Annotated in this window: 37 protein-coding genes; 21 read left to right on the forward strand and 16 right to left on the reverse strand. The window is 63.5% G+C overall.

Annotated features, from left to right (window positions below):
• Positions 1–208 precede the first annotated feature (208 nt).
• The 15 genes from ATI53_RS00910 to ATI53_RS00985 form a co-directional block, all read right to left on the reverse strand.
• Positions 209–1282, reverse strand: coding sequence for a tyrosine-type recombinase/integrase (locus ATI53_RS00910; protein ID WP_240778539.1), 1074 nt, complete (start codon positions 1280–1282; stop codon positions 209–211).
• Positions 1279–1476, reverse strand: coding sequence for a hypothetical protein (locus ATI53_RS00915; RefSeq protein WP_111549485.1), 198 nt, complete (start codon positions 1474–1476; stop codon positions 1279–1281). The genes ATI53_RS00910 and ATI53_RS00915 overlap by 4 nt, the downstream gene beginning before the upstream one ends.
• A 243-nt stretch (positions 1477–1719) precedes the next feature.
• A complete protein-coding gene (locus ATI53_RS00925; protein ID WP_111549487.1) occupies positions 1720–2490 on the reverse strand; it encodes a DUF5131 family protein in 771 nt (256 codons plus the stop codon).
• 17 nt (positions 2491–2507) lie between these two features.
• A complete protein-coding gene (locus ATI53_RS00930) occupies positions 2508–2936 on the reverse strand; it encodes a DUF4326 domain-containing protein (RefSeq protein WP_111549488.1) in 429 nt (142 codons plus the stop codon).
• Positions 2933–3508: a Lar family restriction alleviation protein gene (locus ATI53_RS00935; protein ID WP_146609864.1), complete on the reverse strand. Its 576-nt coding sequence runs from the start codon at positions 3506–3508 to the stop codon at positions 2933–2935. Before ATI53_RS00935 ends, ATI53_RS00930 begins: the two co-directional genes overlap by 4 nt.
• The gene (locus tag ATI53_RS00940; RefSeq protein WP_111549490.1) at positions 3495–3767 is read right to left on the reverse strand and encodes a hypothetical protein; all 273 of its coding nucleotides are present in this window, start codon (positions 3765–3767) and stop codon (positions 3495–3497) included. The genes ATI53_RS00935 and ATI53_RS00940 overlap by 14 nt, the downstream gene beginning before the upstream one ends.
• 4 nt (positions 3768–3771) lie before the next feature.
• Positions 3772–4287, reverse strand: coding sequence for a hypothetical protein (locus tag ATI53_RS00945; RefSeq protein ID WP_111549491.1), 516 nt, complete (start codon positions 4285–4287; stop codon positions 3772–3774).
• On the reverse strand, positions 4284–6503 hold the full coding sequence (locus ATI53_RS00950) for a DNA cytosine methyltransferase (RefSeq protein WP_240778536.1): 2220 nt from the start codon (positions 6501–6503) through the stop codon (positions 4284–4286). The genes ATI53_RS00945 and ATI53_RS00950 overlap by 4 nt, the downstream gene beginning before the upstream one ends.
• A complete protein-coding gene (locus ATI53_RS22880; protein WP_146609865.1) occupies positions 6500–6877 on the reverse strand; it encodes a helix-turn-helix domain-containing protein in 378 nt (125 codons plus the stop codon). The genes ATI53_RS00950 and ATI53_RS22880 overlap by 4 nt, the downstream gene beginning before the upstream one ends.
• The gene (locus ATI53_RS00960) at positions 6874–7125 is read right to left on the reverse strand and encodes a hypothetical protein (protein ID WP_111549493.1); all 252 of its coding nucleotides are present in this window, start codon (positions 7123–7125) and stop codon (positions 6874–6876) included. The genes ATI53_RS22880 and ATI53_RS00960 overlap by 4 nt, the downstream gene beginning before the upstream one ends.
• A 58-nt stretch (positions 7126–7183) precedes the next feature.
• Positions 7184–8170 (reverse strand): DUF2303 family protein, encoded by a 987-nt coding sequence (locus tag ATI53_RS00965; RefSeq protein WP_111549494.1) that lies wholly within the window; start codon positions 8168–8170, stop codon positions 7184–7186.
• Between the two features lie 33 nt (positions 8171–8203).
• On the reverse strand, positions 8204–8626 hold the full coding sequence (locus ATI53_RS00970) for a hypothetical protein (protein ID WP_111549495.1): 423 nt from the start codon (positions 8624–8626) through the stop codon (positions 8204–8206).
• 61 nt (positions 8627–8687) lie between these two features.
• Positions 8688–8894, reverse strand: a complete 207-nt coding sequence (locus tag ATI53_RS00975) for a hypothetical protein (RefSeq protein WP_111549496.1) — start codon at positions 8892–8894, stop codon at positions 8688–8690.
• The gene (locus tag ATI53_RS00980) at positions 8891–9151 is read right to left on the reverse strand and encodes a hypothetical protein (protein WP_111549497.1); all 261 of its coding nucleotides are present in this window, start codon (positions 9149–9151) and stop codon (positions 8891–8893) included. Before ATI53_RS00980 ends, ATI53_RS00975 begins: the two co-directional genes overlap by 4 nt.
• The gene (locus tag ATI53_RS00985) at positions 9148–9495 is read right to left on the reverse strand and encodes a hypothetical protein (RefSeq protein ID WP_146609866.1); all 348 of its coding nucleotides are present in this window, start codon (positions 9493–9495) and stop codon (positions 9148–9150) included. The genes ATI53_RS00980 and ATI53_RS00985 overlap by 4 nt, the downstream gene beginning before the upstream one ends.
• 369 nt (positions 9496–9864) lie before the next feature.
• On the opposite strand from ATI53_RS00985, the gene ATI53_RS00995 reads away from it, so the two are divergent.
• On the forward strand, positions 9865–10395 hold the full coding sequence (locus tag ATI53_RS00995) for a hypothetical protein (RefSeq protein WP_146609867.1): 531 nt from the start codon (positions 9865–9867) through the stop codon (positions 10393–10395).
• 34 nt (positions 10396–10429) lie between these two features.
• On the opposite strand, the gene ATI53_RS01000 is transcribed toward ATI53_RS00995, so the two are convergent.
• Entirely contained in the window at positions 10430–11077 is a 648-nt protein-coding gene (locus tag ATI53_RS01000; RefSeq protein ID WP_111549500.1) for an XRE family transcriptional regulator, read from the reverse strand.
• An 86-nt stretch (positions 11078–11163) separates the two neighbouring features.
• Between ATI53_RS01000 and ATI53_RS01005 the strand changes: the two genes are divergently transcribed.
• From ATI53_RS01005 to ATI53_RS01105, 20 genes are all read left to right on the forward strand, one after another.
• On the forward strand, positions 11164–11364 hold the full coding sequence (locus ATI53_RS01005; RefSeq protein ID WP_111549501.1) for a hypothetical protein: 201 nt from the start codon (positions 11164–11166) through the stop codon (positions 11362–11364).
• A complete protein-coding gene (locus tag ATI53_RS01010; protein ID WP_111549502.1) occupies positions 11361–11711 on the forward strand; it encodes a hypothetical protein in 351 nt (116 codons plus the stop codon). Before ATI53_RS01005 ends, ATI53_RS01010 begins: the two co-directional genes overlap by 4 nt.
• A 232-nt stretch (positions 11712–11943) precedes the next feature.
• Positions 11944–12225 (forward strand): hypothetical protein, encoded by a 282-nt coding sequence (locus ATI53_RS01020; RefSeq protein ID WP_111549504.1) that lies wholly within the window; start codon positions 11944–11946, stop codon positions 12223–12225.
• Positions 12225–12470, forward strand: coding sequence for a hypothetical protein (locus ATI53_RS01025; protein WP_111549505.1), 246 nt, complete (start codon positions 12225–12227; stop codon positions 12468–12470). The genes ATI53_RS01020 and ATI53_RS01025 overlap by 1 nt, the downstream gene beginning before the upstream one ends.
• Positions 12467–12709: a hypothetical protein gene (locus tag ATI53_RS01030; protein ID WP_146609868.1), complete on the forward strand. Its 243-nt coding sequence runs from the start codon at positions 12467–12469 to the stop codon at positions 12707–12709. Before ATI53_RS01025 ends, ATI53_RS01030 begins: the two co-directional genes overlap by 4 nt.
• On the forward strand, positions 12706–13353 hold the full coding sequence (locus ATI53_RS01035) for a helix-turn-helix domain-containing protein (protein ID WP_146609869.1): 648 nt from the start codon (positions 12706–12708) through the stop codon (positions 13351–13353). The genes ATI53_RS01030 and ATI53_RS01035 overlap by 4 nt, the downstream gene beginning before the upstream one ends.
• Positions 13350–13646 carry a hypothetical protein gene (locus tag ATI53_RS01040; RefSeq protein ID WP_111549508.1) on the forward strand — a complete coding sequence of 99 codons (297 nt, stop codon included), beginning with the start codon at positions 13350–13352 and terminating at the stop codon, positions 13644–13646. Before ATI53_RS01035 ends, ATI53_RS01040 begins: the two co-directional genes overlap by 4 nt.
• A 54-nt stretch (positions 13647–13700) precedes the next feature.
• A complete protein-coding gene (locus ATI53_RS01045) occupies positions 13701–14390 on the forward strand; it encodes a GntR family transcriptional regulator (RefSeq protein WP_111549509.1) in 690 nt (229 codons plus the stop codon).
• Positions 14391–14403: 13 nt separating this feature from the next.
• Positions 14404–14985 (forward strand): hypothetical protein, encoded by a 582-nt coding sequence (locus tag ATI53_RS01050; protein ID WP_111549510.1) that lies wholly within the window; start codon positions 14404–14406, stop codon positions 14983–14985.
• 26 nt (positions 14986–15011) lie between these two features.
• On the forward strand, positions 15012–15650 hold the full coding sequence (locus ATI53_RS01055) for a hypothetical protein (protein WP_240778639.1): 639 nt from the start codon (positions 15012–15014) through the stop codon (positions 15648–15650).
• Between the two features lie 306 nt (positions 15651–15956).
• Complete coding sequence (locus ATI53_RS01060; RefSeq protein WP_111549511.1) at positions 15957–16580, forward strand: hypothetical protein; 624 nt, start codon at positions 15957–15959, stop codon at positions 16578–16580.
• The gene (locus ATI53_RS01065) at positions 16528–18609 is read left to right on the forward strand and encodes a phage terminase large subunit family protein (protein ID WP_249033393.1); all 2082 of its coding nucleotides are present in this window, start codon (positions 16528–16530) and stop codon (positions 18607–18609) included. The genes ATI53_RS01060 and ATI53_RS01065 overlap by 53 nt, the downstream gene beginning before the upstream one ends.
• Positions 18600–18806: a phage head-tail joining protein gene (locus ATI53_RS01070; RefSeq protein ID WP_111549512.1), complete on the forward strand. Its 207-nt coding sequence runs from the start codon at positions 18600–18602 to the stop codon at positions 18804–18806. Before ATI53_RS01065 ends, ATI53_RS01070 begins: the two co-directional genes overlap by 10 nt.
• 89 nt (positions 18807–18895) lie before the next feature.
• A complete protein-coding gene (locus ATI53_RS01075) occupies positions 18896–20365 on the forward strand; it encodes a phage portal protein (RefSeq protein ID WP_170134504.1) in 1470 nt (489 codons plus the stop codon).
• Positions 20352–22361 carry a prohead protease/major capsid protein fusion protein gene (locus ATI53_RS01080; protein ID WP_170134505.1) on the forward strand — a complete coding sequence of 670 codons (2010 nt, stop codon included), beginning with the start codon at positions 20352–20354 and terminating at the stop codon, positions 22359–22361. Before ATI53_RS01075 ends, ATI53_RS01080 begins: the two co-directional genes overlap by 14 nt.
• 72 nt (positions 22362–22433) lie before the next feature.
• Positions 22434–22769 carry a DUF2190 family protein gene (locus ATI53_RS01085; protein ID WP_111549515.1) on the forward strand — a complete coding sequence of 112 codons (336 nt, stop codon included), beginning with the start codon at positions 22434–22436 and terminating at the stop codon, positions 22767–22769.
• Between the two features lie 2 nt (positions 22770–22771).
• Positions 22772–23086, forward strand: coding sequence for a head-tail joining protein (locus ATI53_RS01090; protein WP_111549516.1), 315 nt, complete (start codon positions 22772–22774; stop codon positions 23084–23086).
• Between the two features lie 18 nt (positions 23087–23104).
• The gene (locus ATI53_RS01095) at positions 23105–23311 is read left to right on the forward strand and encodes a hypothetical protein (RefSeq protein ID WP_111549517.1); all 207 of its coding nucleotides are present in this window, start codon (positions 23105–23107) and stop codon (positions 23309–23311) included.
• A complete protein-coding gene (locus ATI53_RS01100; protein ID WP_111549518.1) occupies positions 23308–23976 on the forward strand; it encodes a DUF6441 family protein in 669 nt (222 codons plus the stop codon). The genes ATI53_RS01095 and ATI53_RS01100 overlap by 4 nt, the downstream gene beginning before the upstream one ends.
• A complete protein-coding gene (locus ATI53_RS01105; protein WP_111549519.1) occupies positions 23976–24410 on the forward strand; it encodes a hypothetical protein in 435 nt (144 codons plus the stop codon). The genes ATI53_RS01100 and ATI53_RS01105 overlap by 1 nt, the downstream gene beginning before the upstream one ends.
• Positions 24411–24414: the final 4 nt, after the last annotated feature.

Raw genomic sequence — 24414 nt, forward strand, 5'->3', positions numbered from 1 at the left:
TGGTGTCCCACTGTCAAATCCTGCGTGGGACACTTTGCGGCCTAAGTTTCTGAAAAGCTGTCTATTTTTTATGTGAATTGGAGCGGGCGGCGGGATACCGGAATCGGTGTTTTTATATTATTTATCAGGCATTCGGTGTCCCACGATGACATGAATACAGCCTGTTTGGAATCAATGGGTTAACGACAGGGTGTCCCACGGAAAACGCTCACCACTCCATGCTCTCCAAGGCAGCCATTGCGTCTTTTGCGAGCCGCCAGCGTTCGACACCTTTTGTGTAAATTTCTGAGGTTTGCGCCTGAGTGTGGCCGTGGATGGTCATGATCTGGTATTGAGAGCAACCCTCTTGGGCGAGAAGGTGCCCGGCTGCCTTCCGAACGCCGTGGGCGGATCGACCAGTGAGCCCCGCGCTGTCGCACCATCTCCGAAACATAATTCCCAGAGAGTCGGTAGAGGCGAATTGCCCGCCCTTGCCGTTAAGCAGATACGTCTTGCCTTGGATCGACGCCGCGCGGGTAGCGCGATACAGCGGAGGCAACATCGGTATCGATACTTCGGCGGACCCCTTCTTGGATGGCTGCCAGCGCAGGGCCGTGACGCCTTGGATCTTTGTTTCATTCCCCCGTCCAAGCCAAATGGCATCTCCGATGCGGCAGGCTGTGAACATGAGAATGGTAAGGCATAGGTGCGGTGTGGTCCCCGGTGGGTGTCTATTTCGGAAATTCCTGAGATCGTCAGAATTCCATGGGATGGCCCCGCCCTTCCCCTGGTCTATCCTTGCGATCCCGATTGCGGGATTGACGGTGCATAGGTCGCGCTCGCACGCCCAGCGATACATTGACCGGATGCCCTCGATTATGCTGTCGGCGCGGGCCGGGGTGGAGACAAATGCGTCGCGCAGATCAACAAGCTTGGATTGCGGCATCACCATTGCATAATTCTCGTACCGTTCTGTCAGCACCTTCATGACGCCAACCCGCTTCTTGAGCGTGAGCGCAGACGCCGCTCCGGCTGCCACTTCGCGCTCCATGGCGGCAAGATGCTTCGCGGCAAGCCAGCCGATGGAGTATTTGATGGCGCGTTCTTCAGGCGTGGCCTCGGGGGTGATTATAATGCCAGCGCGCGCCGCCCGGTATACCTCGACAAACTGTGAGTGCCCTGGCTCTACGGACAGAGGTATTCGCCGTTTCTTGTCGCCCTCAACCCGTACCCGGTAGCGTGTCGCCCCAGATGGAAGTTTTTCAGCCAACAGGCCGGGGTACTTTATGTTCATGGCGGTCACGTCCAAGAGAGGGGAACCCGCCTATTCTTGGGCGATTCTGGGCTCTGCGCAATGCTGTCGGCAGCATAGTCGAATTTGACACCATCCGGCCCGACCGACACGATGCGCGCGGCGGGGTCCAGCGCCTTGACGGCTTTCCACGCGTCTTCGATCTGGCGCGGCGTCGGCATGGCCGGTGCGGCGGTCTTGGCCATGTCAGGGCCTCCCTGCGGTGGTGATGAACTCAGGATCAGAAAGCGGCGCGCGCAGCTTCGCGTCCCGATCTACATCGACGCGGGCGTCAGCGGGTGTGCATCGCCACCTCGCATCTATGACCGCCCACCAGATCGGTATAAAGCCGAACAGATTTATGCGGCGTTCGGCGATGAAGCGGCGCGTGTGCCAGCAGTGGGACCCGTCGCAGACCTCGATACGCGCTTTGCGTATACGGTATCGCATCACAGCCCCCTTTCCCCGCGCGGGGTGGGATAACCATCATGCACCACGCCATCCAACTCCCTGCCCTTGGCCTTGATCTCTTTTTGGCCGCGACCCTCCCATTGTTTGAACAGAAACGGCACGCAAGCGGCGGCGCACTGATCGCGCAGTCCCCGGAACCAGTCCGGATCGGCAGCGCGGTAATGGACACCGTTTTCCCCGCCCGTGATGACCCATTCTATCCCGCCGATATGCGCAGACAAGTCGACCGGCCCAAGAAGCGGCTCCATGCTCAGAAAGTGGATAACGGCAGGAATGGCCGTCAGATGCGCAAGCCGGTCTGCTTCTTTCTGACTTTCGACGGTCGCGCCTAGCCATACATTCGGATAGCCGCCGCACCAATCATCTGGCAGGAACCGTGCGACGTTCTGCGGGCGCTTTGTCAGAAGCAGAAAGTCCAGGTTGCGGCATTGCCGAATCAGCGCCCACAAATCTCGACGCCATGTCGGATCTATGCTCCGGTGATTGTCAAACACGTCAGCCAAGGATGCCACGAATACACGCGGTCGGTCAGGTTGGCCTTCGGCTTGTCGGTTCCATTTCGCCGGGTTGCCCCAAGTTTTCGTTCGGGTCCGTGCCGCGTGTGGACCCCAACGGCTTGGCCCGCCTTGCAGGCCGCGCTTGTCCCATGCCTCTGCATAACAATGATCACAAGCCGCGCTGACTTTGGTGCATCCGATCCACGGGTTAAACGTGTGGGTTGTCCATTCAATGCCGCTATTCTCAGCCATCAGTCTGTCACTCCGTTCTATTTCCCACTTGGCGTATTCGCCATCCGCAGCAGCACATCGGCGTGGCATGGGGCATCCAGCGGGCACCAGCATGCTAGGTCTTTGCCGCGTAGATCGGGTAGGCGGTCAAATATCTGCGCGCGACGGGCCGCAAGGTGATCCCACATGGCGCGCCTCCCTTGTCGGTTAAGGCAGTCTGGCTTCATGTCGAACGGTATGGAATAACCTTCGATCCAGATGCTGAACATCTTTGCCGCATCCTCCGCCGTCAGATCGCGCGGCAAGTGATACTCCGTCTTTGCGCCATCCAGCGTCAGGGTCACGCGCCCCGGTGTGCCGACGATCCAAGGGTTTCCGAAGTCGCCCGGACGGCACACGCTCATGGCGCCCTCGGGCATCCGCCAGCCTTTTGTGCGCTTGCGCTGAATGCGTTTCGGTGCTGTCATTGGTCTGCCTTCCCTGAAAGCGCGCGGAGAGTGGCGTGGATCACGTCTTTCGTGGTATCCCACGTCAGCAATCGTTCCTCCCAAACCTCTTCGCCGTCCTCATCAAAGACTCGGGTGTTGACGCGAAACTCCCCCATAAGCACCGGCTTCAAAATATCGAAGATCGGGTTCGGGCAGGCATCCATAAGTACCTTCGCCGCGTCCTGCACAGTCACGCTATCCCGCCCCCGATGTTCGGCATCTGCAAGCATGGCGCCCAAGGCGGCGCGGGCGTCGGCTGGGGTCAGGGCGCGGATCAGCGATGATTGGTAGGCCGATGTTTCCCGCCATGCGTCGTCGTGGGTTTGCGCCGCCGCCTCATATGCAGCAGCCACAAGCGCGCCGGATAGGTCGGAGCGGGTGTTCCACTCCGATGCGGCAACAGCCTCGGACATGGTTCCGCACTCCATATGGTGCCGCTTGCCGCGCTCATTTGTGCACCACACCGAGTAAGTCTCTTGGGCCATGGAGCCACCAAGCAGGCGAGCCGGTTTTCCGCAGAACGGACAGGACTTCAATTCAGGCGTTGTCATCGTCTTGCTCCCTCATGGCGCGAATATCCCGCACGATCTGCTGAGCTATGGTAGCTCCGGTCAAGTCGCCGTTCATGCGGGCCTCTGCGGCGTGGCTGTCGGCAATCTGCGCGCAAAGATCGAAGGCGGCGGCGAGGTCGCGCGACAGGTTGTCGCGTTCGATGGCCAGTGCGCGCGTCTTTCTGGCCCAAACGTGGTTGTCGCTGGCATCCATCATTTCGGCCTCGCGCATCATTGCGGCGGTGCTTGTATCAGTCATGTCGTTATCCTTCGAGTGCAGCGAGACAAGCGGCGAGCCGTTCCGGCGTTAGTTGGTCGGCGGCATGTCGCAGCGCAGCCATCGGATCAGCCTTTGCGCAAGCGTCAAGGCGTTGCGGCGTTAGTTTCCCTGCGGCGTATTGCAGCGCAACCCACGGCTCAGCCTTTGCGCAGGCGTCAAGTCGTTCCGGTGTCAGCTTGTCGGCGGCGTAGATAAGCGCGTACACCGGATCAGCTTCGGCGCATGCGTCGACCAACTCAGGTGGCAGCAAGTTGGCTGCATATTCCAGCGCAACCCACGGCTTTGCCATGGCGCAGGCGTCGATCCGTTCCGGCGGCAGCAGATCTGCGGCGTAGACCAGCGCGCTCCACGGGTCAGCTTCGGCGCATTCGCCGCAGGTTTTTCCGATGTGCTCCAGCGTATCGTCGTAAGCCCCACAGCGGATAAGTTTGGCGGCGTGGTCGCCGGTGAAAGTCGCGGTATCAGACCAGTCTAGGGACGCGGTGGGTGTATCGGTCATGCTACTGTCTCCTGCGTGAGGGCCAAATGCCCACAGTTTGCCTGGGCCAATGCCGCAGCAAGCGGAGGGCAAACGCTGTTCCCGCAGCAGCTGACCTGCACGTCCTTGGTGAACGGCGCGAAGGTCCAGTCGCCGTCCTGTTCGCGCCAAACGCCGTCGATGACATAATCAGGCGGAAAGCCTTGGGCGTTGAACAACTCGCGGGGCGTCAGCATTCGCAGGCCAATGTCCACGACCACGAAAGTCTCTCCTCTGCGCGTGATCGTGACGAACTCGTCGCCATCCCATGCGCCATGCGCGCGCAGGAAGTCGGCCACTTGGCGGGCGAGGTCGTGATGCTCCGGCGTAAACTCAGGATCGGACAGAGAGGCTTCCACATGTGCGAAACGGTCGCGCACGGTGACGGTGTGAGCGGGTTCATCCATCTTCGCGCCGTCGCCTGTCCCGTAGTATTTCGCGAAGAACGCCGCGATCGGGGTCTGGTTGCTGCCTGAGGACGTTACGGTCGACAACGGCGCGTCGGCAGGATGTCCTGCGTGGTCGGCCATGCGCGGCCCGCCGTTCTGTTGCGCGATGAAGGCCGCGCAGGCCGCGTGCTTGATGCCGCCAGCGACCACGGTGCCGAGCGGTTGGTCGATATCCAGCGCCCGCGGCGCCTGGCCTGGGCGCTCACCGTAGCCGGTCTGGATCAGCGTCGGGATGATCACCGCGTTCTGATCCTTGCGGCTTGCGCAGATCGTGTGGTGCGGCGCGGTGATGGGGCGCGATTTGCCACCCTGCTGGGCGTAGGTCAGGACCGGCGCGACGACTGCGCTGTGCCCGCCGCCGGCCAGCACGGTCGGGTGCGGCGCATCAGCTGCCCGGTCGCGTCGGGCCGTGCCTTTCAGGGACAGTAGGGACGGCGCGATCAGGGCATGCCGGTTGTCGACAGTGACTCTGCGCAGCGGATCTTCCAGCGTGGCAGATCTGACGCCGGGTGCCTCGTCGTGCCCGTAGTAGGTCGCGAGAGCGGGGGCCAGAATGCCCAGCGGGGCCGCGCCGCCGGGGCGCTTTATGTAGCTGTTCGCGGTGACGGTCGGCATCGGCGCCGTCATCGGCGATCCGGTCGCGCCGCTGTTGAAGCGGGTGACCGAAGCCGCGACCAAGGCAAAGCCGCTGGAGCTGGTCACAGTGCGCGTAGGTTCCTTTATGTCCCATGCGTTGGGCCCGCGCCCCGTAGTCTTGCTGTTGGCGACATTCGTCAACGTCGGCACTATTACGGCCTTTTCGCCGCGGTGTGCTCCGGTGATCGTGCGCAGCGGAGCGGCTGCGGATTCGGTACGTCCGCCATGGGTCAGATTCACCAAGAATGGCTCATCGGCATCCAGCACATATCGCTTCATCCCGCGCGCCACGCGGGCAAGGGTGTTGTCGGCCAGCGGGCGCTTGGCGCGCAGGCCCAGCTTTTCGAAGATCTGGGCGCTGGAATCGAAGATTGACGGGCATGGCTGCGACCAGTCGATGCATTCGGCTGCTGTGCGCCACGGCTTGAGATTGCCACTTTTCACGGCCTCTGAGGCGGGGTCACCGTGCGTCGGCGCAGGCCAGGTGATGGGCAGCCCGTCAAAGCGTATGATCACGAACAGACGCTTGCGGATCGTGGGCGCGCCATAGTCGCAGGCGCGCAGCTCGCGGCGTTCGATCTTGCCGCCAAGCCGCTTGAGCGCCTTGCTCCATCTCAGGAAGGTCTCTCCCTTGCGTTTCGGACATGGCATCAGGCCACGGTCGGTCTCGATCAGCGGGCCCCAGCCTGCGAACTCCTCGACGTTTTCCATCATCACCACGTCGACGCGCCCGCCGCTTTTCTGAATGCGTTCGATCCAGCCGGGAATGATCCACGCGAGATCCCGGATGTTGCGCGCCACGGGCTTGCCGCCCTTGGCCTTGCTGAAATGCTTGCAATCGGGCGAGAACCACATCAGGCCGATGTGCCTCCTTGCCAGATGGTCCAGAGGATCGACCTGAAACACGTTTTCCGACAGGTGCAGCGTTTCGGGATGGTTTGCCGCATGCAGCGCCAACGCCGCTGGATTGTGATTGATCGCGATGTCAGGGCTGCGCCCCAGCGCCATCTCGATGCCGGTGCTGGCGCCGCCGCCGCCTGCGAAGCTGTCGACGATCAACGGGCGCGCCTCGGTGACGGGATCGACTGTCGGAAAAAGGAAGAGGTCTCTCACGAAAGCTCCTCCTGTCGTGCGCTGTGGCGGGCAAGCGTCATCAATCGCCCGATTACAGAATTATGCGGACGGCCAAGCCTGCGGCCCATTTCGCACCGGCTGACGCCTTCCGCGGCCCACCTGAGCAGTTTTTCGTCTTCATCGGCAGAGAACCGGCGAACCTGATGATCGCCGCGCGTCACAACTTCGGGCCCGCGCAGGCCAACCGGATGCTTCTTCCCGTCTGGCAGGTCCGCGCCGAGCTTTAGGCAATGCCAGTATACAGCGCCACGAGACATGCCCGTGGCGCGCACGATCTGCATGATGCTTTTGCCGCACTCACGCATTTCGACGGCCCGCTGGATGGCCTCGGGGCTATGCCGTTTGCGGGTCACCCCCACATCCTCCACCCCAGCCACGCCGCCAGCCCGAGGCAGGTCAGCACGACGCAGATCAGGCACCAGCGCGCCGCCGCGCCGGTGGGGTCGTCGTTGAAGAACACCGGCGTGTCGAGGTAGCGGCGCAGCTTGTCGCCGGAATGCGGGGTTTCGATTGGGGGATTTCCGTGCGGCTGGCGGCGCATGTGTTGCGCTATGTCCAGGCTGCTGCTGTTGGGGTGCAGGGTGTCGAAGGGGCCGGACATGGGGAGGTCTCCTCTGGCTGATGGGATGCCGCCCCGCGTGGGGACGGTCACCGATGGGTCAGGCTTCGGGCGAGCCCTGAAAAATGGGGAGGTCAGTTGCCTCGCGCGCGATATTCAGCGCCTCGTCGAAAGCGGCATCGAACACCTTTTCGGGGTTGTAGACCGACAGGATGAACTTCACCGCGCTTCCCGCCTTGCGATAGCGAAAGCGCACGGGCATGCGGTATGGCGCGCCGTTCAGAAAGACCGGGATCGTGATGATTATGAGGTTCGGCACGCTGAGCGGCTTGCCATCAGCATCCTTGTGTTCGTTCAGGAATTGGATCTCGCTTTCGCCGGTGTCGCGGTTGGTTTTCACCGTCAGGTCGCTGGTTTCATACACCTGAAAGCGACGCGACATGGCCAGCAGCTGGCCGAGCTGACCATACCGGCCCTCGATCTGCCGGGCGGTCGCGATCAGGCGATTTTCCCAAGGCTGGTGGCTGTCTTTTTCGACCATGCTCAGCACTGCGGGCGTCGGGTCTGCGATGTCCTTGGCGTTGGATTCGATGAACTCACCCATCTCGTCCTTGTCCAGCGCGCGGCCGGAGATCGCCATCCACGCATCCCATTCCTTGGAAAGGGGGAAGCTGTAGATGGCGCGGTGGTGGCAATGGCGCGCGGTCGCATCGCCTGCGGGGTCGATCGGGTCGATCGGGCCCGCGGCGTGGTAGTCGGCGATGCAGGTCAGTTTCGGCGCGGCCATGTCGGGATTGGCGAACATCGCGGAGGTGTCGCCCTTGAAGCGATTGGCCCACAGGATCAGGCTGTCCAGATCCTTGAGCTGGGCGGTGCCGGTGCGGCGGGCCGGTTTCAGGAACTCCAGCGCCGCGCGGTGATGCTGCGTCAGGTTCTCGATATTGCGGTGCGTCGGCAGGGTGACCAGGTGCGCCCTGGTCAGGTCAAGAGCGGGTGGCGTTTCGACCGGATCGTGGTGGCTGATCTCGGCCATGATGTCGCGCATGGTTTCGGCGGAATTGTGATGGGTGGACAGATCTTCGGGCATTGTCGTCTCCGTTGGCAAGAAAGGGGGGTGGGATCAGTCGACGTCGCGGACTTCGCCGGTTTCCGGGTCGAAATCGGTGACATCCCGGACGGGCTGGTGCATCCGGGCCATCATCGGGCTGTAAAGCGTCAGCTCGCCTGCATCGTTGATGTACGCGCCGGCGCTGCTCTTGGGCTTTTTCGGCGGCTTGAAGGTCACCTGTGCGCCCATGCCCACGTCGCCAGCGTTGCCGACCGCATATTCGATGGTCAGCGACATGCTGCCCTGACAGCCCTTGGGCCCGTGGGTTTCAAGGTGGTCGGTCAGATCCTGCATCAGATCCTGATGGCGGGTCATCACATCGGCCAGAAAGTCGCCGCCATCGAACAGCGTCAGGATCTGTTCCAGCGTGCGCATCTTGTAGGGGTCTTGCGGCTCGGGCCTGTTGATCTGGGCCGGAGGCTTTTTGTTCGCCATCACTGGGAATCTCCTTTTGGGTGTGGTGCTACCTTCGTCTGCGCGCGTATTGGGGCGGCAATCACGCGGCAGAACGGGTGATGTCTGCCAGCAGGTCAGAGGCAATCTGGCGGTCGGCATAAGTGGCCTGCGGGTGGTCCAGCGCCACCTCGCAGGCCGACGCGACGGTGGCGATGTCGTACCGCGCCGCGTCTGCCATGACCTCGCAGGCGTACCAGAGCACGCGATCTTCGTGCCCGGTCGGTCCGTGAGTGGTGCGATGGGTCATGGCTGGGTGTCCTGATAGCGCATCCGCCAGGAGTGGAGTGCGCCGGTGGCGTTTCCGCCGTGAGCACCGCCGTTCACGCCCTGCAGATTGACGCCAAGATCGGTCTTGTGAACGGTGATGCCGAATGCCGGAGCTTCGGCCAGAAGGCGGGCGGCAAGTTCGTCTTCGGCGGCGGAGATGAGGTTTGCGAAGGCACGGTAGGCGGCGCGCTGGCTGGGCGTGGTCCGTGCGGGCCAGTCGTGGGGAATGTCGGTCATGCCGCGTCGCCGCCGTGCAGGCGTGCGACGACGGCCGCGCGGATCTTGCTGATTGCGCGGACGTGTATCCTGTCGACCTCGGACAGGGCGGGGGCGGGCGGCAGGGGATCGGGATCGCCTTCGACGATGACCTCGACAAAGGGGGCCTCAGGGATGGGGGAGGCCGTGCCGGGGTAGTGGCTGGGCCTGTCGGCCAGCAGCCGCTGCCGTTCGGGGGTGATCGGCTGGCCATGCGCGGCCTTTGCGTCAAGCCAGGCGAATTGCACGGCCGCCGGCGCGCGGTGGGTCAGGTCCGGGGTGCAGAGCGTTTTGGCGAGCCCTGCGAATTTCGTGGGAATGAGCATCGCTGCCTCCATCGGGGTTGATGGCTTGCAAGATGAAGGGAAAAAATTCCCTAGTCAACATAAATGGGAAATAATTCCCCAAAAAAGTTGTTAACCACGCGTGCCCCGGTTAGGGTGGGGCGCGCCGGATGGTTTGGCGCAAAGCAAAAGGCCCGGCCAGAGGGGGGGGGGGGGGGGGGGGGGGGGGGGGGGGGGGGGGGGGGGGGGGGGGGGGGGGGGGGGGGGGGGGGGGGCGAGAACGCCATGGTAGAATCGGAGTCAATATGACCAAAATTCCGTATGAAGAGGGTGCGCGGGTGGATCTTGGGGTTGATCGGGTTTGCGGCAGCAGTCCTGACGATCGATTCTTGGCTTCGGGATCGTGATTTGATGAGTTGGCAGGTTCATGCTGAGAATCTGCTCGGCAGGGTGGTCGACCCGTTGGCGAGGTTGCTTGAGGTGTCGTGGAGTGCGCTGGTGGTGCTCTCTATGGCTATCTTGCTCTACGCACTTTGCGATTTGGCGGTCCGCATAGTTTTGGCTTACATCCGATCTGCGCCCTCAGTCTTTATCAAGATCAAGTGGATGCTAATCATGTCGGAATTCCTTTCTAAGGGCGAGGCGCTCAAGGTGATCGAGGGCTCGGATTTCGTTCAATCGCGGTTGCCCTCATCCCGCAAGCTGAGACCCAGTGCTTTCGCCTCAGTTGCCGCGTCAATACAGGAGATGTATGGAGGGAGATCCCAGCGCGACCAGATGGTGGAACGCCAGTTCCTGCGGAACGTATTGGCGCAGTTCGAAGCGCAGAGATCGAACGACTGTACCGAAGAGGGGTATCGCAAGCAGGCGCTTGATGATTGGTTGGAAGCCCTGTTTGCCTATGAAGTAAAGGATGAAATGGGCGATATTCCCAACGTCTAAATTTACAGGTGGGTGGGGCACGGCTGGCCGCGCCTCACACCTTCCTCGCAAGCTCCGCAGGCCATGCCAAGCGCACGCGCGCGGCCCATTTCAGTTTCTTGTTCCACATGGTGTTGGCGCCGGGGTTCAGGGAAATCAGATGGAACATTCCCGGCTTGTCGCCCGCCTTGACCTGTTTGACCCATCCCATGCCATCCTCGTCTTCAACCACACAGCGGTGGCCGATCACGTCGCTGGGGACGCCATCGGGCGTGTCGCGGGTGTAGAAGATCAGGTCGCCCGCGCTGTACACGGGTTCCATGCTGTCGCCTTCGACCTCGACCGCGACGACGCCGCGCGGGGGCAGGCCGGGCGGGCATTCGACCTGGGGGCCGTCGCCCTTGGCGTAGGCGTCGAAAACCGGCACCTGGGCGCCGGCGCCGACTTTGCCTGCGATGGCGATGGTGGGGCGTGCAAGTGGCGCGGCGCCATCGCCCTGCGCGACGATGTCTTCGATTGTCATTCCCAACACGGCCGCAATATTCCGGGCGGTGAAAAGTCTAGGTGACGCTTCGTCGTTCTCAAACATTTTGCGAATGGCAGATTGGCTCAACCCAGCCTCTTGCGAGACTCTTGCGGGTTTGAGGGCGGGATTAGCAGCGAACACTGCCTTCAAGCCCTGAATGAATGGATCAACGGTCATGGGCATACATTCCCACGTTCAACAAAACTGCGCGACGGGAATAAATTCCCTTGCAAGTGTGGTAATGTTTTCCCATAACTATGCGCATGGAAGAGCTGATCGCATACGTCGAGGCCTACGCGGCCTCTGTGAACCGAAAGCCGCAGTGGGTCTTGCGAGAGGCCATCGGTGCGGGCTGGAAGGAATGGGAATCGTGGCGTGCGGGCGAGTCCAGCCCGACGATGATCCGCGTGGATCGGCTGAAAGCGTACATCGCCGCGAACCCACCGAGGGAGGACGCCGCATGAGCGATCATCTGAAACTGGTGGTATCGAATCCATGTTCCGAGCCTGACTCGGCCGCTGGACTCGCGTCGCGGTCCAATGATTTGTCCAAGGGTCTGGCCAAAGAATTGGACCGCTATCGGATGCAGGTCATCGCGTCCGAAATCTGGTCGGACTGGCTGCGGTTGGAATTTCCCCGCCCCGAAGATGTCGCGGTGTTTTTCGGGGTGCGCAGCAGCAGCGCCTGGAACTGGTGGAACGCCAGCACGCGCCCGACTGCCGACAAGGTGATGATCGCGGTGCTTGAGCGGCCCGGATTTCTGAAACATCTCGCCGCCGCGGTTGCGGTGGATCAGCGGAGGGCCGCGTGATGCCCGCCGCAACGAACACGCATGCCCGACCTGTCCGGGCCTGTCAGGCGGGGGTACAGGCCCTCCGCCACCTGGCGCGCGGGGCTTTGTCCCTTGGCCGGTTCCCCTCCTCCCCAGAGGCTGGCCAGCTCCGCGCGTCTTTTTGCATCCCGGCGCGGCGGGTTATCCGCGCATCCCTGTTGGACCTTCCCCCGGCGCCGGTGGTGTCGGGGGCTTTTTCGGGGATGTGAGCATGGAATACGGATCAAAGCGCCTGATTATTCTGGCAGAAATCAGCCGGAACCCGTTCCGCAGTGCCCCTGAAATCGCCGCAGCTGTCAACTGCTCGGAAATGTACGTCCGGTCGGTCGCGTCGCGTCGCGGCGTTGTCTACGGGCGGCACCTGATTGAAGTCGCCCAATCCGGCAATCTCGTCTGGCTGCAGCGTGAGGCCGACCGGCTTGGCGTCAGCGTGCCAGACCTCATCAACCTGATCGTGACCGACGCGCGGCTGGATGCGGAGGAGGCTGCCTGATGCGGCGGTGGAGCGCGCCAGACAATGCGGGCCGCGCCGAAGATGAGCGGTTCCTTGAGGCGATGCACCGGCATGAGGTTGATGGGATGAGCTTTGCGGTTCTTGCCCGCGATCTGTGCCGGAGCCGTGCGGCGGTGTGCGGCATGTTCAAGCGGGTGCGCGATGCCGAGCAACCCTGCCAGTGTGTGAATCCGGAAAACCGGGATGGCGGGATGCCGCCGCGCTGGTGGCGGAAATGCCCATGACTGGTGCTGCGCCCCTCGTGATGCTTGCCCGGCGCGCGTTGCCGTTCGGTCCGTTGACCCTGGAGTTGATGCGCAGTGCCTGCGGCGCGCGCAGCTGGGCGCTGCGGACGGCGCCGTCGCCCGGCATGGGCGCCCGGCCTCAGCTTTTGACGAATGGATTTTGCGACAGTGCCCGCGACCGCCGCGCGTTGGCGGGCCAGCTGCGCGCGATCGCGGACGCGGTGGAGGATTGGCCGTGACCTCGCCCCGGAGCGTGGCTGCGGCAAAGCGCGCAGCCCATATCATGCGCCTGAGCCGTAAAGGTCTGAGCATTGCCGCCATTGCCGCCGAGGTGGGTTGCCAAAGGGCAACGATCAATCGGGCGCGAGCAAAGGCTGGTTTCAAGGCCGATCGCACGGGTCCGCGCGTGGCGAGCGACGATCAGATCCGCGCCTGCGTCGCACGAGGCGTGCTTGACAAGGTCGGTGCCGCCGAGCTTGGCATGAGCACATGCTATTACGCCAAGCGACGGCGGGGGTTGGGGTTGGCGGCAAATGGGCAGCCCGGTCAGCGCCCCGCCGTTTCTGATGATGACATTCGTGACTGTCATCGGCGTGGACTGACCGATGTGCAGGCGGCGGCTGCGCTTGGGTATTCCACCGCGCACTTCGCATTTCGGCGGAATCGGCTGCAACTGGCGGCAAACAAGCTTCGCCGCGCGGCACCCACGCCCGGCCATGATCGCTTGAAGGTGGCGGTCCCTTCGGCTCCCCGGCTCGATGTCTGCGAGGCGGCGCTGGTGGCCGGAGCTGTGCGCCGGGCGTTCGATTTGAACCCGAAGAGGGCAGAGGTGCTGCGCCTGCTGGAGCCGCTTGTGGCGCGTGAGATGAGGCGCTGTGCATGAGCGATCCGCCCGAAATGCTGGCCTTTATCGCTGCGGCCACGGCGTTGTCACTGCGCCGCGGCGGCATGCGCGTCTGTGGCGACCATATCGCGGCGCTTGGGCACGCCATGCCCCTGTGTCCGACAGACGGGCCGCTGCGAGACGCCCTGAGCGCCGGTCAGGCGGTCGTGTCGGCGCGGGCGGCGGCGGATGAGTTTGCGTTCGACCAAGCGCGCACTGCGCTGAGCGTGGCGCTTGCGGCGTATTGGGGTGGCCGCGCCTTGGGTCTGCATAGCGCGGTCGTGAGGGGTTGAGACTATCGGTTTTACTGGGGGGATGCCGTGACAAGGGCAGCTCGTGAGCAGGACATGACGGCGCCGGAGGGGCGCCACCTGATCGCTTCGGGCGACTGGGAACGGCTGCGCTACGGTTGGGTCGAGGCGGTGTGCTGTGATGCCTCTGTCGGGGCGCAGGCACAGGTCGTGGCCTATGTTCTTGCGATGCGCTACGCCAACCGCCACACCGCGCAATGCGACCCGGGCCTGCCCGAGTTGGAGGGCACCCTGGGGCGCAGTCGGTCGACCCTGAAGCGGGCGATTTCCGAGCTGATCGACGCCGGTTGGATCACCCGTGTGGTGGGCCGTGGGCGCGGCAATCGGAGCGGGTACGGGTTTCTGACGCGGGCGCGAATCGTGTCCCTAAAAGGGGTCAGATCCGGGCCGAAAAAAGGGTCCGCAGATGACCCCTTTTATGGCGCGGAAAAGGGTTCAGATCCGGGCTGTCAAGAAAAACAAAAGGGGTCAAATCTGACCCTAAAAGGGGTCAAATCAGGACCTCCCTATAATATAGCTAAAACATGTAAGAACCATAGGGGCACCGACCTGCCCCAAAATCTTTCCGACAACCCGATGGTGATCCGCGATTCGCAGCGCGCCGTCGAGCGGTTCCGGAGCGGCCACGCCGATGCCTTCGACGGGCTTCAGGTCTGGGTCATCAATCACATCATCGCCGCGAACCTGCTGACGCCCGAAGAGCGTGAGCGGTCCGGGCTGGGCTGAGAAAGGGCAGAGCATGACCGAAGGGCAGATCGTCGCTGAAACGAAGCGCGACCGGGTGCGGCGGATCCTGATCGAACCGCTGACCGAATGGGGCTTTCGCAAGCCGGGCAACATCCGGGCGGATCGGTTCGATGGGTTCATGGTCTCGCTCTGCGACGGACTGGGGTACCTTTCCGAAGAGCAGCTCGACACCCTGCGCGTGGCGCTGCGGACGCGGGGCGAGGGCAAGGATCGCCGGGGCTGGCCGCGCATGGCGACGATCGCGGCGTTGGCGGAGGCGATTGCGCCAAGGCCGATCGAAGAGATCCCGGCAATACGGCGCTGGTTCGCATCGGTCGAAGGGCCGAAGGCGGCGAAGGATGGCGCGCTCGTGGCGCAGTTCCTGTTCTGGGAAAAGTTCAAGCGGCCGCCGCTGACCGATGGCGACCGCCGCGCGATCCGCGACAAGGCGCGCGACCTGGACAGCGGCGTGCGGGTCCGGCGGGACCGTGAACGCCGCGGGGTGGCGAGTGCCGACGACCTGCGCTGGCTCGACTGGCACGGCGGCATCGAGGTGCGCGCGGTGGCGCTGGTGAGCGAAGGGGCAGCGGCATGATGGGTGGGGGCCATGAGCAGTTTGCAGTGGCAAAAACCCGGCCCGGGCGCGCTGGAAAGGTGCCGGTCGCGATCTGGGATCTGCTGGTCTGGGCGTTCCAGGTCGAATGCGTTGGGCTGGACTTTGACGAGATGGGCAGCACGTCCGGCGCGCGCCCCGGCGTGGGGATGGAATACATCCTGATGAAGCGCGGCGATCTTGGCTGCACCATCGACGGGGGTGGTCGGTCCGATCCGCATCCCGACGCGGATCTCGTGGCCTCGGCGGTGTCGTGCCTGCCCGAAGGTTGCGGGGGGCGCGGCATGGCTGCCTGCATTGCCGAGTTGGCGCGACTGGGCCGCTGGCCGGACCAGTGGCAGCACATGACGCCGAGTTGTGAGCCTGCCGCGTGGAAAGATCATTGGCGGGGGCGCTTTGCAGAGAAATCAATCTGGGATGGGCCAGGGCGTTGGCCGGCAAACCAGATTGGGCGCGACGATGGGTATTGTTGCCGTGTCGTCTTCACCGGCATGGCAGCAGAGCAAGCGCGGGCACGGCGGGCCTGGTTGAACTGGTGGGGCGCTTTGCTTGAACTGCGGTGCACCTTCCAGATGCGCTGCGATCTGACCGGGTTCATGATCACCGACGAGATGCCGCCGCGCGCGCCCTGGAAGAAAAGGTCTTGACCAAATGTAGGATCGTTGACATCGTGCAAGCGAACCGAAGCGCGCCCGGAGCAGAGATGCTACCGGGCGTTATTCGTTTCCAGTGTCGCTGCTTTCGCCGCAATCGGCGTAAGGCAAGAGATTTACACTCTGAAAATCAGGGCAAACTTGCGGTCGCACATACCCTCGACGGGTCCTTTCTGGGGCTGTGCGTATACGGGGGCGCAGAGCGCAGAGGTTTTGCGGAGGTAAACGTTCCACAAAGCCTAAACTAAACAACAGTTTAGCGGGCAAAAAGCGGTTTAGAGAGGCGATGGAATAGGCGGCATGCGCGATCTGGTGACCACGACAGAACTGGCGGGAAAGCTCAAACTTTCCAAAGGCCGGATCAGCCAGATGGTTTCCAAGGGGCAGCTTGCTGGCTGCTATGACGGCGACGGGCGCGCCCGTCGCTTTGACCTGTCGAAGGTGGCGGAGAAACTTTCAGGGCGACTCGATCCGGGTCAGCTGATGGGGAACGGGTCGCAGACCAAGCGCGCGCTTCGCGACATCGCCTCTGCTAGCGATGAGCCGGAGTCGAAGCGACCGGCCGATTCCAGCCCGCTCGCCCAGCGTGATTCAGACCGCTACGAGATGGCGCGGACGCAGAAGGTCGAGGAAGAGGCCCGGCGTCTGCGGCGGCAGAATGCGGAGGATGCGGGACGCTTCGTCTTGGCGTCGAGCGTCGAAGCGCAGGTGCGCAGGCAGATGGCAAAGGAGGTTGCCCAGTTTGAGACGATGCTGCGGGATGGGGCGCGGCGGGTCGCAGATGAGATGGGAGTTGATTACCTGCAGGTGCGGCGCTGCCTACTGGATGTCTGGCGGGCTCATCGCGGGCAACGCTCCGATGGTCTGGCCGATGAGGCCGCTGCTGCAGCGATGTCGGACGATGAGCGCGATGCGGACTTCTGAGGGCTACTTGGCGGCAGCCGAGCGGATCGTGCTTGCCGCTATGTCGGGTGCCATGGCGCCGCCGCCGCCGCCCGACATCACGCGCTGGTGCGAAGAGAATATCGAGTTCGATGAGCGGTCGCCGATGCCGGGGCCGTTCCGAATCGATCGGTTTCCGTTCCTGCGCGAGATCCACGAAGTTCTTAGCCCGGAGCATCCGGCGAGGGATGTGACAATCCGAGGCAGCGCCCAGTGGGGCAAGACGGTCTCGATCGTCAATCCGGTGGTTGCTGCCTGGCACGAATACGGCCCGCTCGACAGCCTGGTGGTCCATCCGACAACCAGCGCGGCGACTGAGTGGGTCGATAACAAATGGTTACCGATGCGGCGACAGGCCCCGAGCTTGCGCAAGATTTTTGGCGATGGGCGGGGCGGCGACAACAAGGATGCCAAGTTCAATCAGGAGACGTTGAACCGCAACGGATCGTTGAAGATCACCTCGGCGGGGTCTCCGGATGACCTTGCTGGCACCTCGCGCCGCCTCGTGGTCCTGGATGACCTCGCCAAGTTCGAGATGACGCCGAAGGGCGACCCAGAAGCGCTGGCTGGCAGCCGGGCATCTGGGTTCGAGGATGCCAAGATTTTGCGGGTCAGCACACCGCAGATCTCGGGAACGTGCCGGATCAGCAAGGCCTATGACCGAGGCGACCGGCGGCTGTATTTTGTCCCGTGCCCTCACTGTGGGCACCGGGCACCGCTGACTTGGGAGAACTTTCTGCGCAACCTCGACCCTGAGCGCCTGCATGCCGCTTGCTTCAGCTGCGATGACTGTGGCGGGGTCATCGGCCACGCAGACAAGGAGCGGATTGTCGGGGCCGGAAATTGGGTTCCGCAAAACGCGGCGGGGGATCACCCCAGCTTTCACCTGTGGCGAGCATATGCGCCGCAACGGGACTGGGCATCGATCGGCATCGAGTACGCGCGCGTCATGGGCTGGACCAGCGTCTCTGTCTCGGGTGAAACCGAGGATGCGATCCGCGAACAGGTCGAGGCCGGAACCGAGCAAACGTTCTGGAACGATGTGCTGGGCTTGCCGTTCCAGCAAGCAAGCAAAGGCCCCGATTGGGAAAAACTGCGCGATCGGGTCGAGCACGCGCCCGAAGAGGATCAGCGCCCGCGTGGCATTGTGCCGGCGCGGGGTGTGATTCTGACGGCGGGCGTCGATTGCCAGCTGGATCGCACCGAGGTGCATGTCGTTGCCTTTGGCCCGGATAACCGGCGCTGGTCGGTGGATTACATGGTGATCCCGCATCACATCGGGGATCAAGAGGGGCGCGAGGCGTTGGATGCGATCCTGAAAACGACCTGGCGTACCGAGCGTGGCTTGCGTCTGCCGCTCGACATGATGGCTATCGATGTCGGTACCTACACTGACGATGTTTGGGCCTTCGGCAAGCGGCACCCGTGGAGCCGTGTGATACTGGTGAAGGGGGCGACCAGCCAGACCGGTCCGGTGCTGCTACCGATGAAGTTCGAGCGGCGCAGCGACGGGAAGGCGAAGCGGCGTCAAAAGCGGGCGTTCATGTTGAACGTCAGCCAGATGAAGGCCGATTTCTATGGCTGGCTTGGCAAGGATGACCCTGTCGAGCGCGGCTTTGTCCATTTCCCGGTCGGGATGGGCGACGAGTATTTCCGGCAGATCACCTCTGAGGTGCGCGTGTTGAAGCGTGGCCGTACCGGCGTGGTCACCAGCTCATGGGAACTGGCCGAGACGACGCGCCGGAACGAAGGCCTCGACACGATGATTTACGCCGAGGCTGCGGCCCGCCGGAAGGGCTGGACCTCGATGACGGCAGAACAGTGGGCGCTGCTGGATGCGGAGCGCTCTGCAGCATCGGCTGACGCCCAGCCGGATCTGTTCGATGCAGAGGCCGCAGTGCCGGTCACGCCCGCGCCCCAGGCAGAGACGCTGAAGAAACCCGAACCTAAACCCCGTGCGACAGCGCCGGGCGACGATTGGCTGGGAGGCCGAGGAAGCGGATGGCAGTGAATTACGACAGCGCGATCGAGGCGCTTGAGACCGCCATGGCCTCGGGCACGCTCGAAGTCGAGTATGACGGCAAGCGGGTCAAATATCGCAGCCAGACAGAGCTGCTGTCAGCGCTGTCCTATTTCCGATCGCAAAAGCGCGCGCAGGCTGGTGTGCCCGCCGTGGGCGTGTCGATCGGCGCGGTGTATCGCAGCTGATCATGGCAAACATTTTGACGCATATCGCCCCGGCCTTTACGGCCCGGAGGGCAGAAGCGCGCCTGCGTGTCGCCCAAGCGGAACTGAACATGGCTGCGGTCGCAAAGCAGGCCGAGTTGGTGCAGTCCTATGATGCCGCGCGCGTTGGTGGCCGTATGTCTGGCTGGGCCCGCCCACACACGTCGGCCACGACAGAATTGCAGGGCGCGCTGCCGTTCCTGCGTGCCTCGGCCCGTGACCTTGTGCGCAACTCGCCCCACGCGAGCCGCGCGGTGCGAGTGCTGTCGACGCACATCGCCGGAACCGGGGTTCGCCCCCGTGCCAAGCCGGTCAGCCAGGACAAAGAGGCGCGCGAGGCTGTGTCGCGCATCACCCGCGACCAGTGGGAACGCTTTGTCGAGAACGTCGACACCGAGGGTCAGATCGACTTCTTTGGCCAGCAGCGGCTGCTGATGCGCGCTGTGGTCGAGGGCGGCGAGGCGCTGCGGATCTGGACGCCGGTTGCGCAGGATGGGCGGCTTTTCTGGCGCGCGACGATTGTCGAGGGGGATCTTCTGGATCATCAGAAAACCGAAATGCTGTCGGACGGCGGCCGGATTGTGCAGGGGATCGAGTTCGACGCTGCCGGGCGTCGGGTGGCTTATCACATGCACCGCTGGCATCCCGGTGAGCGGTATTTGCCGGGCGGGTTCACCTTTGACCTGCAGCGCGTCCCTGCGGCCTTTGTCGATCATGTCTTCGAGGTCCTTCGCCCTGGTCAGGTGCGAGGCGTGTCCTGGATGGCACCGTCGGCCACGACACTGCGGGACACCGAGGATCTGGCCGAGGCTGAGATCGTGCGCAAGAAGCTGGAAGCGTGCATTTCGATGGTGGTCACAAACGCCAACGACGACGGCGACCCGAGCGGTGTTCCAGCGTTGGCCGGTGCGGAGGATGACAGCGGCGCACCACTGCGGTCTGCGTCGGGCGCGCCGATTGAGCGGATGCAGCCCGGTATGGTTTTACAGGCCCGGCCCGGTTGGGGGGTGGATTTCAACGCACCGCCTGCGAGCGAGGGGCTGGCGGAGCACATGCGCGAGCGCCTTCACGCGATCGCGGCGGGCATCGGCACCACCTATTTCCAGATGACCGGCGATTTGAGCCAAGCGAACTATTCCTCAATGCGGGGCGGTGAGCTTGAGTTTGGGCGGCTGGTCGAGATCTGGCAGGCGGATCTGATGATCACCCAAAGCGGACGCCCGGCGTGGCGTCGGGTGATGGATGCGGCGCGCGTGAATGGTGACCTGCGACTGCCGTTCTCGCCCGTGGCCCAGTGGACCCCGCCAAAGCGCCCGTGGGTCGACCCACAGAAAGACGCAGCCGCTGCAATCATGCAGATCAACGCGAACCTGATTTCTCCGCAGGAGGTCATCGAGCGCACCGGCCAGACCCCGGAAGAACTGATCGAAGAGCTGCGCGCCTGGCAGGAGATGCTGGCGGATGCCGGGATCTCGGCTGGCACAGCTCCGGAGGCGTCACCCGCGCCGCAATCGAAAGGAACAGACGATGCCGCAGACTGAGCAGACCACGACACAGGCCCCCGCAGCGCCACCGCCGCGCACGGCCCCGCGCCAACTGGTGCAGGGTGCGCGGCTGCAAACGCTCGATGAAGCCGCGCGCACGGTCGAGGTCGTGTTCTCGACCAGCGATCTCGTAGAGCACTGGGTCAACCACAACGGCGTTGTGCAGCGGATGCCCACGCGTCTCGTGCTTGAGCAAGGTGCCGGGGATCTGGCGGCCTTGGTCGAGCAAGGCGTGGTTCTGGACTCGCACATGGAGCACGGCGCGCGCTCGGTCATCGGTTCGATCGAAGACGCTTGGATCGAGCAGGGTGTGGCCAAGGCTCGTCTCCGCTTTTCGTCAGTCGAGGATGTCGAGCCGATTTGGCAACGCGTGGTCGAAGGCACCTTGCGCAATGTCAGCATCGGATTCCGGGCGATTGAGCAAGAAGTTCGGATCGAGCAGGGCGGAGACGGGGAGCGCATCGAAGTGATGTATTTCACCCGCTGGGTTCCTTTGGAGATCTCGGTCGTGCCCCGCGGTGGAGATCGTGGAGCCCGGACGCAATCCGCTCAACCCCAAGAGCTTTCCCCGACCGGTGCCACAGCGGCCCCGATCGAAGAAACCACCGAGGCGGCGCCAGCCGCAAACCATCAGCAGGAGGCAAACATGCCCGAACCCATCACTGGCGCCGTCACGCAGGCGCAGCCCCCGGTCGATCAGGCCGCCATCCGTCAGCAGGCCGCGCAGGACGAACGCGCCCGCATCGCGGAGATCCGTCAGACCGCAACCCAGCTTGGCACCACCGACACGCTAGTGCAGAGCGCCATCGATGACGGCACCACCATCGACGCATTCCGTGCCCAGGCCATCGAAGCCTTCGCCCAGGCGGGGCAGTCCGCCACCGCAGGCGTGGGCGGGCCGCGCGCCAGCGTCACGCAGGACGCGACGGAGCGCTTCCGTCAGGGCGCCGCCGAAGGCCTGATGGCCCGTGCTGGCATGGAAGGTGGCCAGCGCAACGAGTTCACCGGCATGACGCTGGCCGAGCTTGCGCGTCAATCGCTGACCGTTGCGGGCGTTCGCTCCCCGTCCGATCGTCGTGACATGGTCGGCCAAGCCTTCGTGCAGTCGGGCGCGCATTCGACCAGCGATTTTGCGAATGTGCTGGCCAACGTGGCGCACAAGGCCGCGCTGCGCGGTTGGAATGAGGCCGAGGAAACGTTCCAGATGTGGACGCGCACTGGCACCTTGACCGACTTCAAGGCCACCAAACGCGTCGGCCTGGGACTGGCTGAAAGCCTGCCCGAAGTGCCCGAAGGCGGTGGATACACCTACGGTACCGTCGGCGATCGGGGCGAAACGATCACGCTCGCGACCTACGGCAAGATGCTGAAGATCACCCGCCAGGCAATCATCAACGACGATCTGGCGCTGTTCTCGACCCTGCCGGGCAAGATGGGTCGTGCGGCCAAGCGCACGATCGGCAACCTCGCTTATGCGATCCTGACCGGCAACCCGACCATGTCGGATGGCACCGCGCTGTTCCACGCCGATCACAGAAACCTTGCGGCTTCGGGCGCTGTGCCGTCGATCACCACCATGGCGGCAGGCAAGACGGCGATGCGGACCCAAAAGGAAAGCGCAACCGGCCCGGCGCTGAACATCACGCCGAAATACATGATTGTGCCCGCTGCGCTGGAAGTCGCCGCAGCTCAGTTGCTGCAATCCGCTGTCGATCCGACCGCCAACAAGGGACACGCATCGAACCCGGTGGCCGGTATGGCGCAGCTGATCGTTGACGGACGTCTCGACGCGGCGTCGGCGACCGGCTGGTATCTGGCCGCTGACCCGAACGCCTATGACACCATCGAGGTGGCCTATCTTGACGGCGTCCAGGAGCCCTACCTCGAAGAAAAGACCGCATGGTCGACCGATGGTGTCGAACTGAAGGTCCGCATCGATGCAGGCGTGGCGCCGCTGGATCACCGGACACTCTACAAAAACGCCGGCTCCTAATCCGGCGTTTGGTAAGTGAGCCCGGCGCTGGCCGGGTTCCCCCATCTTCCCCCCTTTTCGGAGATCTGAGATATGAAAAACTATGTTCAGGACGGCGACAGCGTCACCGTTCCCGCCCCTCGTGCTTTGGCATCCGGTGCTGGTGCGCTTGTCGGCTCGCTGTTCGGCGTGGCCGTGACGGCCGCAGAGTCCGGCGCTGATGTGGTGCTCAAGACCACGGGCGTCATCGATATTGCCAAGACCGCCTCGCAGGCGTGGACGGTCGGTGCCAAGGTGTATTGGGATGATACCAATTACCGCATGACCACCGCCGCCTCGGGCAACACGCTGGTTGGTGTCGCGCTGGCGGCCGTTGGTGGCGGCGCGACCGAAACCATCGGGCGGGTCCGCCTGAACGGGTCGTTCTAAGCGTGTCCGCCTTTTCCGCCGCCATGCTGACCCTGTTCGCGAATGGCGACCTGGCGGTGGATGCGATCTGGACGCCGGTGGCGACCGGCGTTCCGGTCGACTGCCGTGCTGTGCGACGATCCCCGGATCAGGTCGCCGAGTTCCAGGGCATCCGGATGCATGTCCCGACAGACCTGTTCGATGTTCGCCAATCGCAGGTGCCGAACCCGCGTCCAGGCGATGCCTTCGTCTGTGGCGGCGACAGCTTCGTCATTCAAAGCGAGCCAGAGGCCGATGCCGAGCGCCTGATCTGGTCGCTCGACGTTCGCCCCGCCTGATGCCCCGAGGAGATTTCCATGCCCCGCAAGATCCCTGCCTCGACCTCGGTCGAGATCGAAACCTGCATGACTGCCGAGGTCATCGCCGCGCCGGGCCGTAAGCGCGTGTTCCCTGCTGCATGGGCTGGAAAGGTCTCGGCTTCGGTCGCTGACCAACTGCGCGGGCAGGGCGCGCTGGTCGATACGGATCGCGAATCCGAACTGGAAGCCCCGGTCGAAGAATGAGGCGCGCCCGGATCGAAGCCGCGCTTGAGGGAGACCTTGAGCGGTACATGCGCGAGGAGCTGGACCTGGCCAAACGCGCGGTGACCCAAGGTGTTCACCGCCGTGCAACTGCGGTCAAACATGCGCTGCGGGCAGACGTCATTGCAGGTGGCCTTGGGCGGAGACTGTCAAAAAGTTGGCAGCAGGAGAACTATCCGAAGGGTGATACGAGTCTGAACGCCGCGTCATATGTGTTCACGAAGGCTGAGAAGCTGGTGGCGGCGTTCGATGAAGGTGTCACGATCCGATCAGGAAACAGCAAATATCTCGCAATCCCGACGCCTTCCGCGCCGAAGAAGGGACTTAAGGGAGATCGCCTCAGTCCTGCGAACTTTCCTGAACATCGCTATGGGCCGTTGCGCTTTGTCTATGTGCGCAGCGGGACCTCGTTGCTGGTGGTCGATAACCAGCGTGCGGCGAAAAAGGGTGGCTACGCGTTGTCGCGGAACAAGAAGTCTCTCCGGACCGGTAGTGGCCTACATACGGTGCCGATGTTCTGGCTGGTTCCGCAGGTTCGTCTGCGCCGCCGTTTGAATAGCGACAAGATCGAGGCCGCAGCCTTGTCCGGGCTCGCCTCAGAGATCGATGCAGCATTCAACACTCTTTCACGTCGCAGGCTGCGCTGATGCCCAGCCCACATGAAGCCCCCATTTTGGCGCTGTTGGCAGCGATCGACAGCCATGCTGCCAGGGTGATGCGCGAACATGACCTGCCTGTCGCCTGCCCGGATGAGGGATTGATCAACCTGGTGCCCGGCGATTCGCAGGAGGAAGGCGTGCGTCTTGGCGCTGGCACCCGTGAGTGGTCGCGCGAAATCGACTGTGAACTTGTTGTGCGAGGATCAACTGCAGCAGCGCGGGCGGATACGCTGGATGTTGCGCTGGTGTCGCTGTCGGCGCTTGTGCTGGCAGACCGTCAGCTTGGCGGCGCGGTCGACTGGATCGAGGTCGGCGCGCCGCAGCAGACAGATGCAGTGCCCATGCAGGGCGCTGAGACTTTGGCGGGGGCGGTCCTGCCCGTCACCATCTTTTACGAAACCACCGAAAACCCCATGGAGTGACCCG

This window comes from Salipiger aestuarii (genome assembly GCF_003259905.1).
Lineage (GTDB): Bacteria > Pseudomonadota > Alphaproteobacteria > Rhodobacterales > Rhodobacteraceae > Salipiger > Salipiger aestuarii.

Coding starts and splice junctions, on each gene's coding strand:
- ATI53_RS00915 (WP_111549485.1), bottom strand. CDS start 1,476: ATGGCCAAGACCGCCGCACCGGCCATGCCGACGCCGCGCCAGATCGAA.
- ATI53_RS00925 (WP_111549487.1), bottom strand. CDS start 2,490: ATGGCTGAGAATAGCGGCATTGAATGGACAACCCACACGTTTAACCCG.
- ATI53_RS00930 (WP_111549488.1), bottom strand. CDS start 2,936: ATGACAGCACCGAAACGCATTCAGCGCAAGCGCACAAAAGGCTGGCGG.
- ATI53_RS00935 (WP_146609864.1), bottom strand. CDS start 3,508: ATGACAACGCCTGAATTGAAGTCCTGTCCGTTCTGCGGAAAACCGGCT.
- ATI53_RS00940 (WP_111549490.1), bottom strand. CDS start 3,767: ATGACTGATACAAGCACCGCCGCAATGATGCGCGAGGCCGAAATGATG.
- ATI53_RS00945 (WP_111549491.1), bottom strand. CDS start 4,287: ATGACCGATACACCCACCGCGTCCCTAGACTGGTCTGATACCGCGACT.
- ATI53_RS00960 (WP_111549493.1), bottom strand. CDS start 7,125: ATGTCCGGCCCCTTCGACACCCTGCACCCCAACAGCAGCAGCCTGGAC.
- ATI53_RS00965 (WP_111549494.1), bottom strand. CDS start 8,170: ATGCCCGAAGATCTGTCCACCCATCACAATTCCGCCGAAACCATGCGC.
- ATI53_RS00970 (WP_111549495.1), bottom strand. CDS start 8,626: ATGGCGAACAAAAAGCCTCCGGCCCAGATCAACAGGCCCGAGCCGCAA.
- ATI53_RS00975 (WP_111549496.1), bottom strand. CDS start 8,894: ATGACCCATCGCACCACTCACGGACCGACCGGGCACGAAGATCGCGTG.
- ATI53_RS00980 (WP_111549497.1), bottom strand. CDS start 9,151: ATGACCGACATTCCCCACGACTGGCCCGCACGGACCACGCCCAGCCAG.
- ATI53_RS00985 (WP_146609866.1), bottom strand. CDS start 9,495: ATGCTCATTCCCACGAAATTCGCAGGGCTCGCCAAAACGCTCTGCACC.
- ATI53_RS00995 (WP_146609867.1), top strand. CDS start 9,865: ATGAGTTGGCAGGTTCATGCTGAGAATCTGCTCGGCAGGGTGGTCGAC.
- ATI53_RS01000 (WP_111549500.1), bottom strand. CDS start 11,077: ATGACCGTTGATCCATTCATTCAGGGCTTGAAGGCAGTGTTCGCTGCT.
- ATI53_RS01005 (WP_111549501.1), top strand. CDS start 11,164: ATGGAAGAGCTGATCGCATACGTCGAGGCCTACGCGGCCTCTGTGAAC.
- ATI53_RS01010 (WP_111549502.1), top strand. CDS start 11,361: ATGAGCGATCATCTGAAACTGGTGGTATCGAATCCATGTTCCGAGCCT.
- ATI53_RS01020 (WP_111549504.1), top strand. CDS start 11,944: ATGGAATACGGATCAAAGCGCCTGATTATTCTGGCAGAAATCAGCCGG.
- ATI53_RS01025 (WP_111549505.1), top strand. CDS start 12,225: ATGCGGCGGTGGAGCGCGCCAGACAATGCGGGCCGCGCCGAAGATGAG.
- ATI53_RS01030 (WP_146609868.1), top strand. CDS start 12,467: ATGACTGGTGCTGCGCCCCTCGTGATGCTTGCCCGGCGCGCGTTGCCG.
- ATI53_RS01040 (WP_111549508.1), top strand. CDS start 13,350: ATGAGCGATCCGCCCGAAATGCTGGCCTTTATCGCTGCGGCCACGGCG.
- ATI53_RS01045 (WP_111549509.1), top strand. CDS start 13,701: ATGACGGCGCCGGAGGGGCGCCACCTGATCGCTTCGGGCGACTGGGAA.
- ATI53_RS01050 (WP_111549510.1), top strand. CDS start 14,404: ATGACCGAAGGGCAGATCGTCGCTGAAACGAAGCGCGACCGGGTGCGG.
- ATI53_RS01060 (WP_111549511.1), top strand. CDS start 15,957: ATGCGCGATCTGGTGACCACGACAGAACTGGCGGGAAAGCTCAAACTT.
- ATI53_RS01065 (WP_249033393.1), top strand. CDS start 16,528: ATGAGGCCGCTGCTGCAGCGATGTCGGACGATGAGCGCGATGCGGACT.
- ATI53_RS01070 (WP_111549512.1), top strand. CDS start 18,600: ATGGCAGTGAATTACGACAGCGCGATCGAGGCGCTTGAGACCGCCATG.
- ATI53_RS01075 (WP_170134504.1), top strand. CDS start 18,896: ATGGCTGCGGTCGCAAAGCAGGCCGAGTTGGTGCAGTCCTATGATGCC.
- ATI53_RS01080 (WP_170134505.1), top strand. CDS start 20,352: ATGCCGCAGACTGAGCAGACCACGACACAGGCCCCCGCAGCGCCACCG.
- ATI53_RS01085 (WP_111549515.1), top strand. CDS start 22,434: ATGAAAAACTATGTTCAGGACGGCGACAGCGTCACCGTTCCCGCCCCT.
- ATI53_RS01095 (WP_111549517.1), top strand. CDS start 23,105: ATGCCCCGCAAGATCCCTGCCTCGACCTCGGTCGAGATCGAAACCTGC.
- ATI53_RS01100 (WP_111549518.1), top strand. CDS start 23,308: ATGAGGCGCGCCCGGATCGAAGCCGCGCTTGAGGGAGACCTTGAGCGG.
- ATI53_RS01105 (WP_111549519.1), top strand. CDS start 23,976: ATGCCCAGCCCACATGAAGCCCCCATTTTGGCGCTGTTGGCAGCGATC.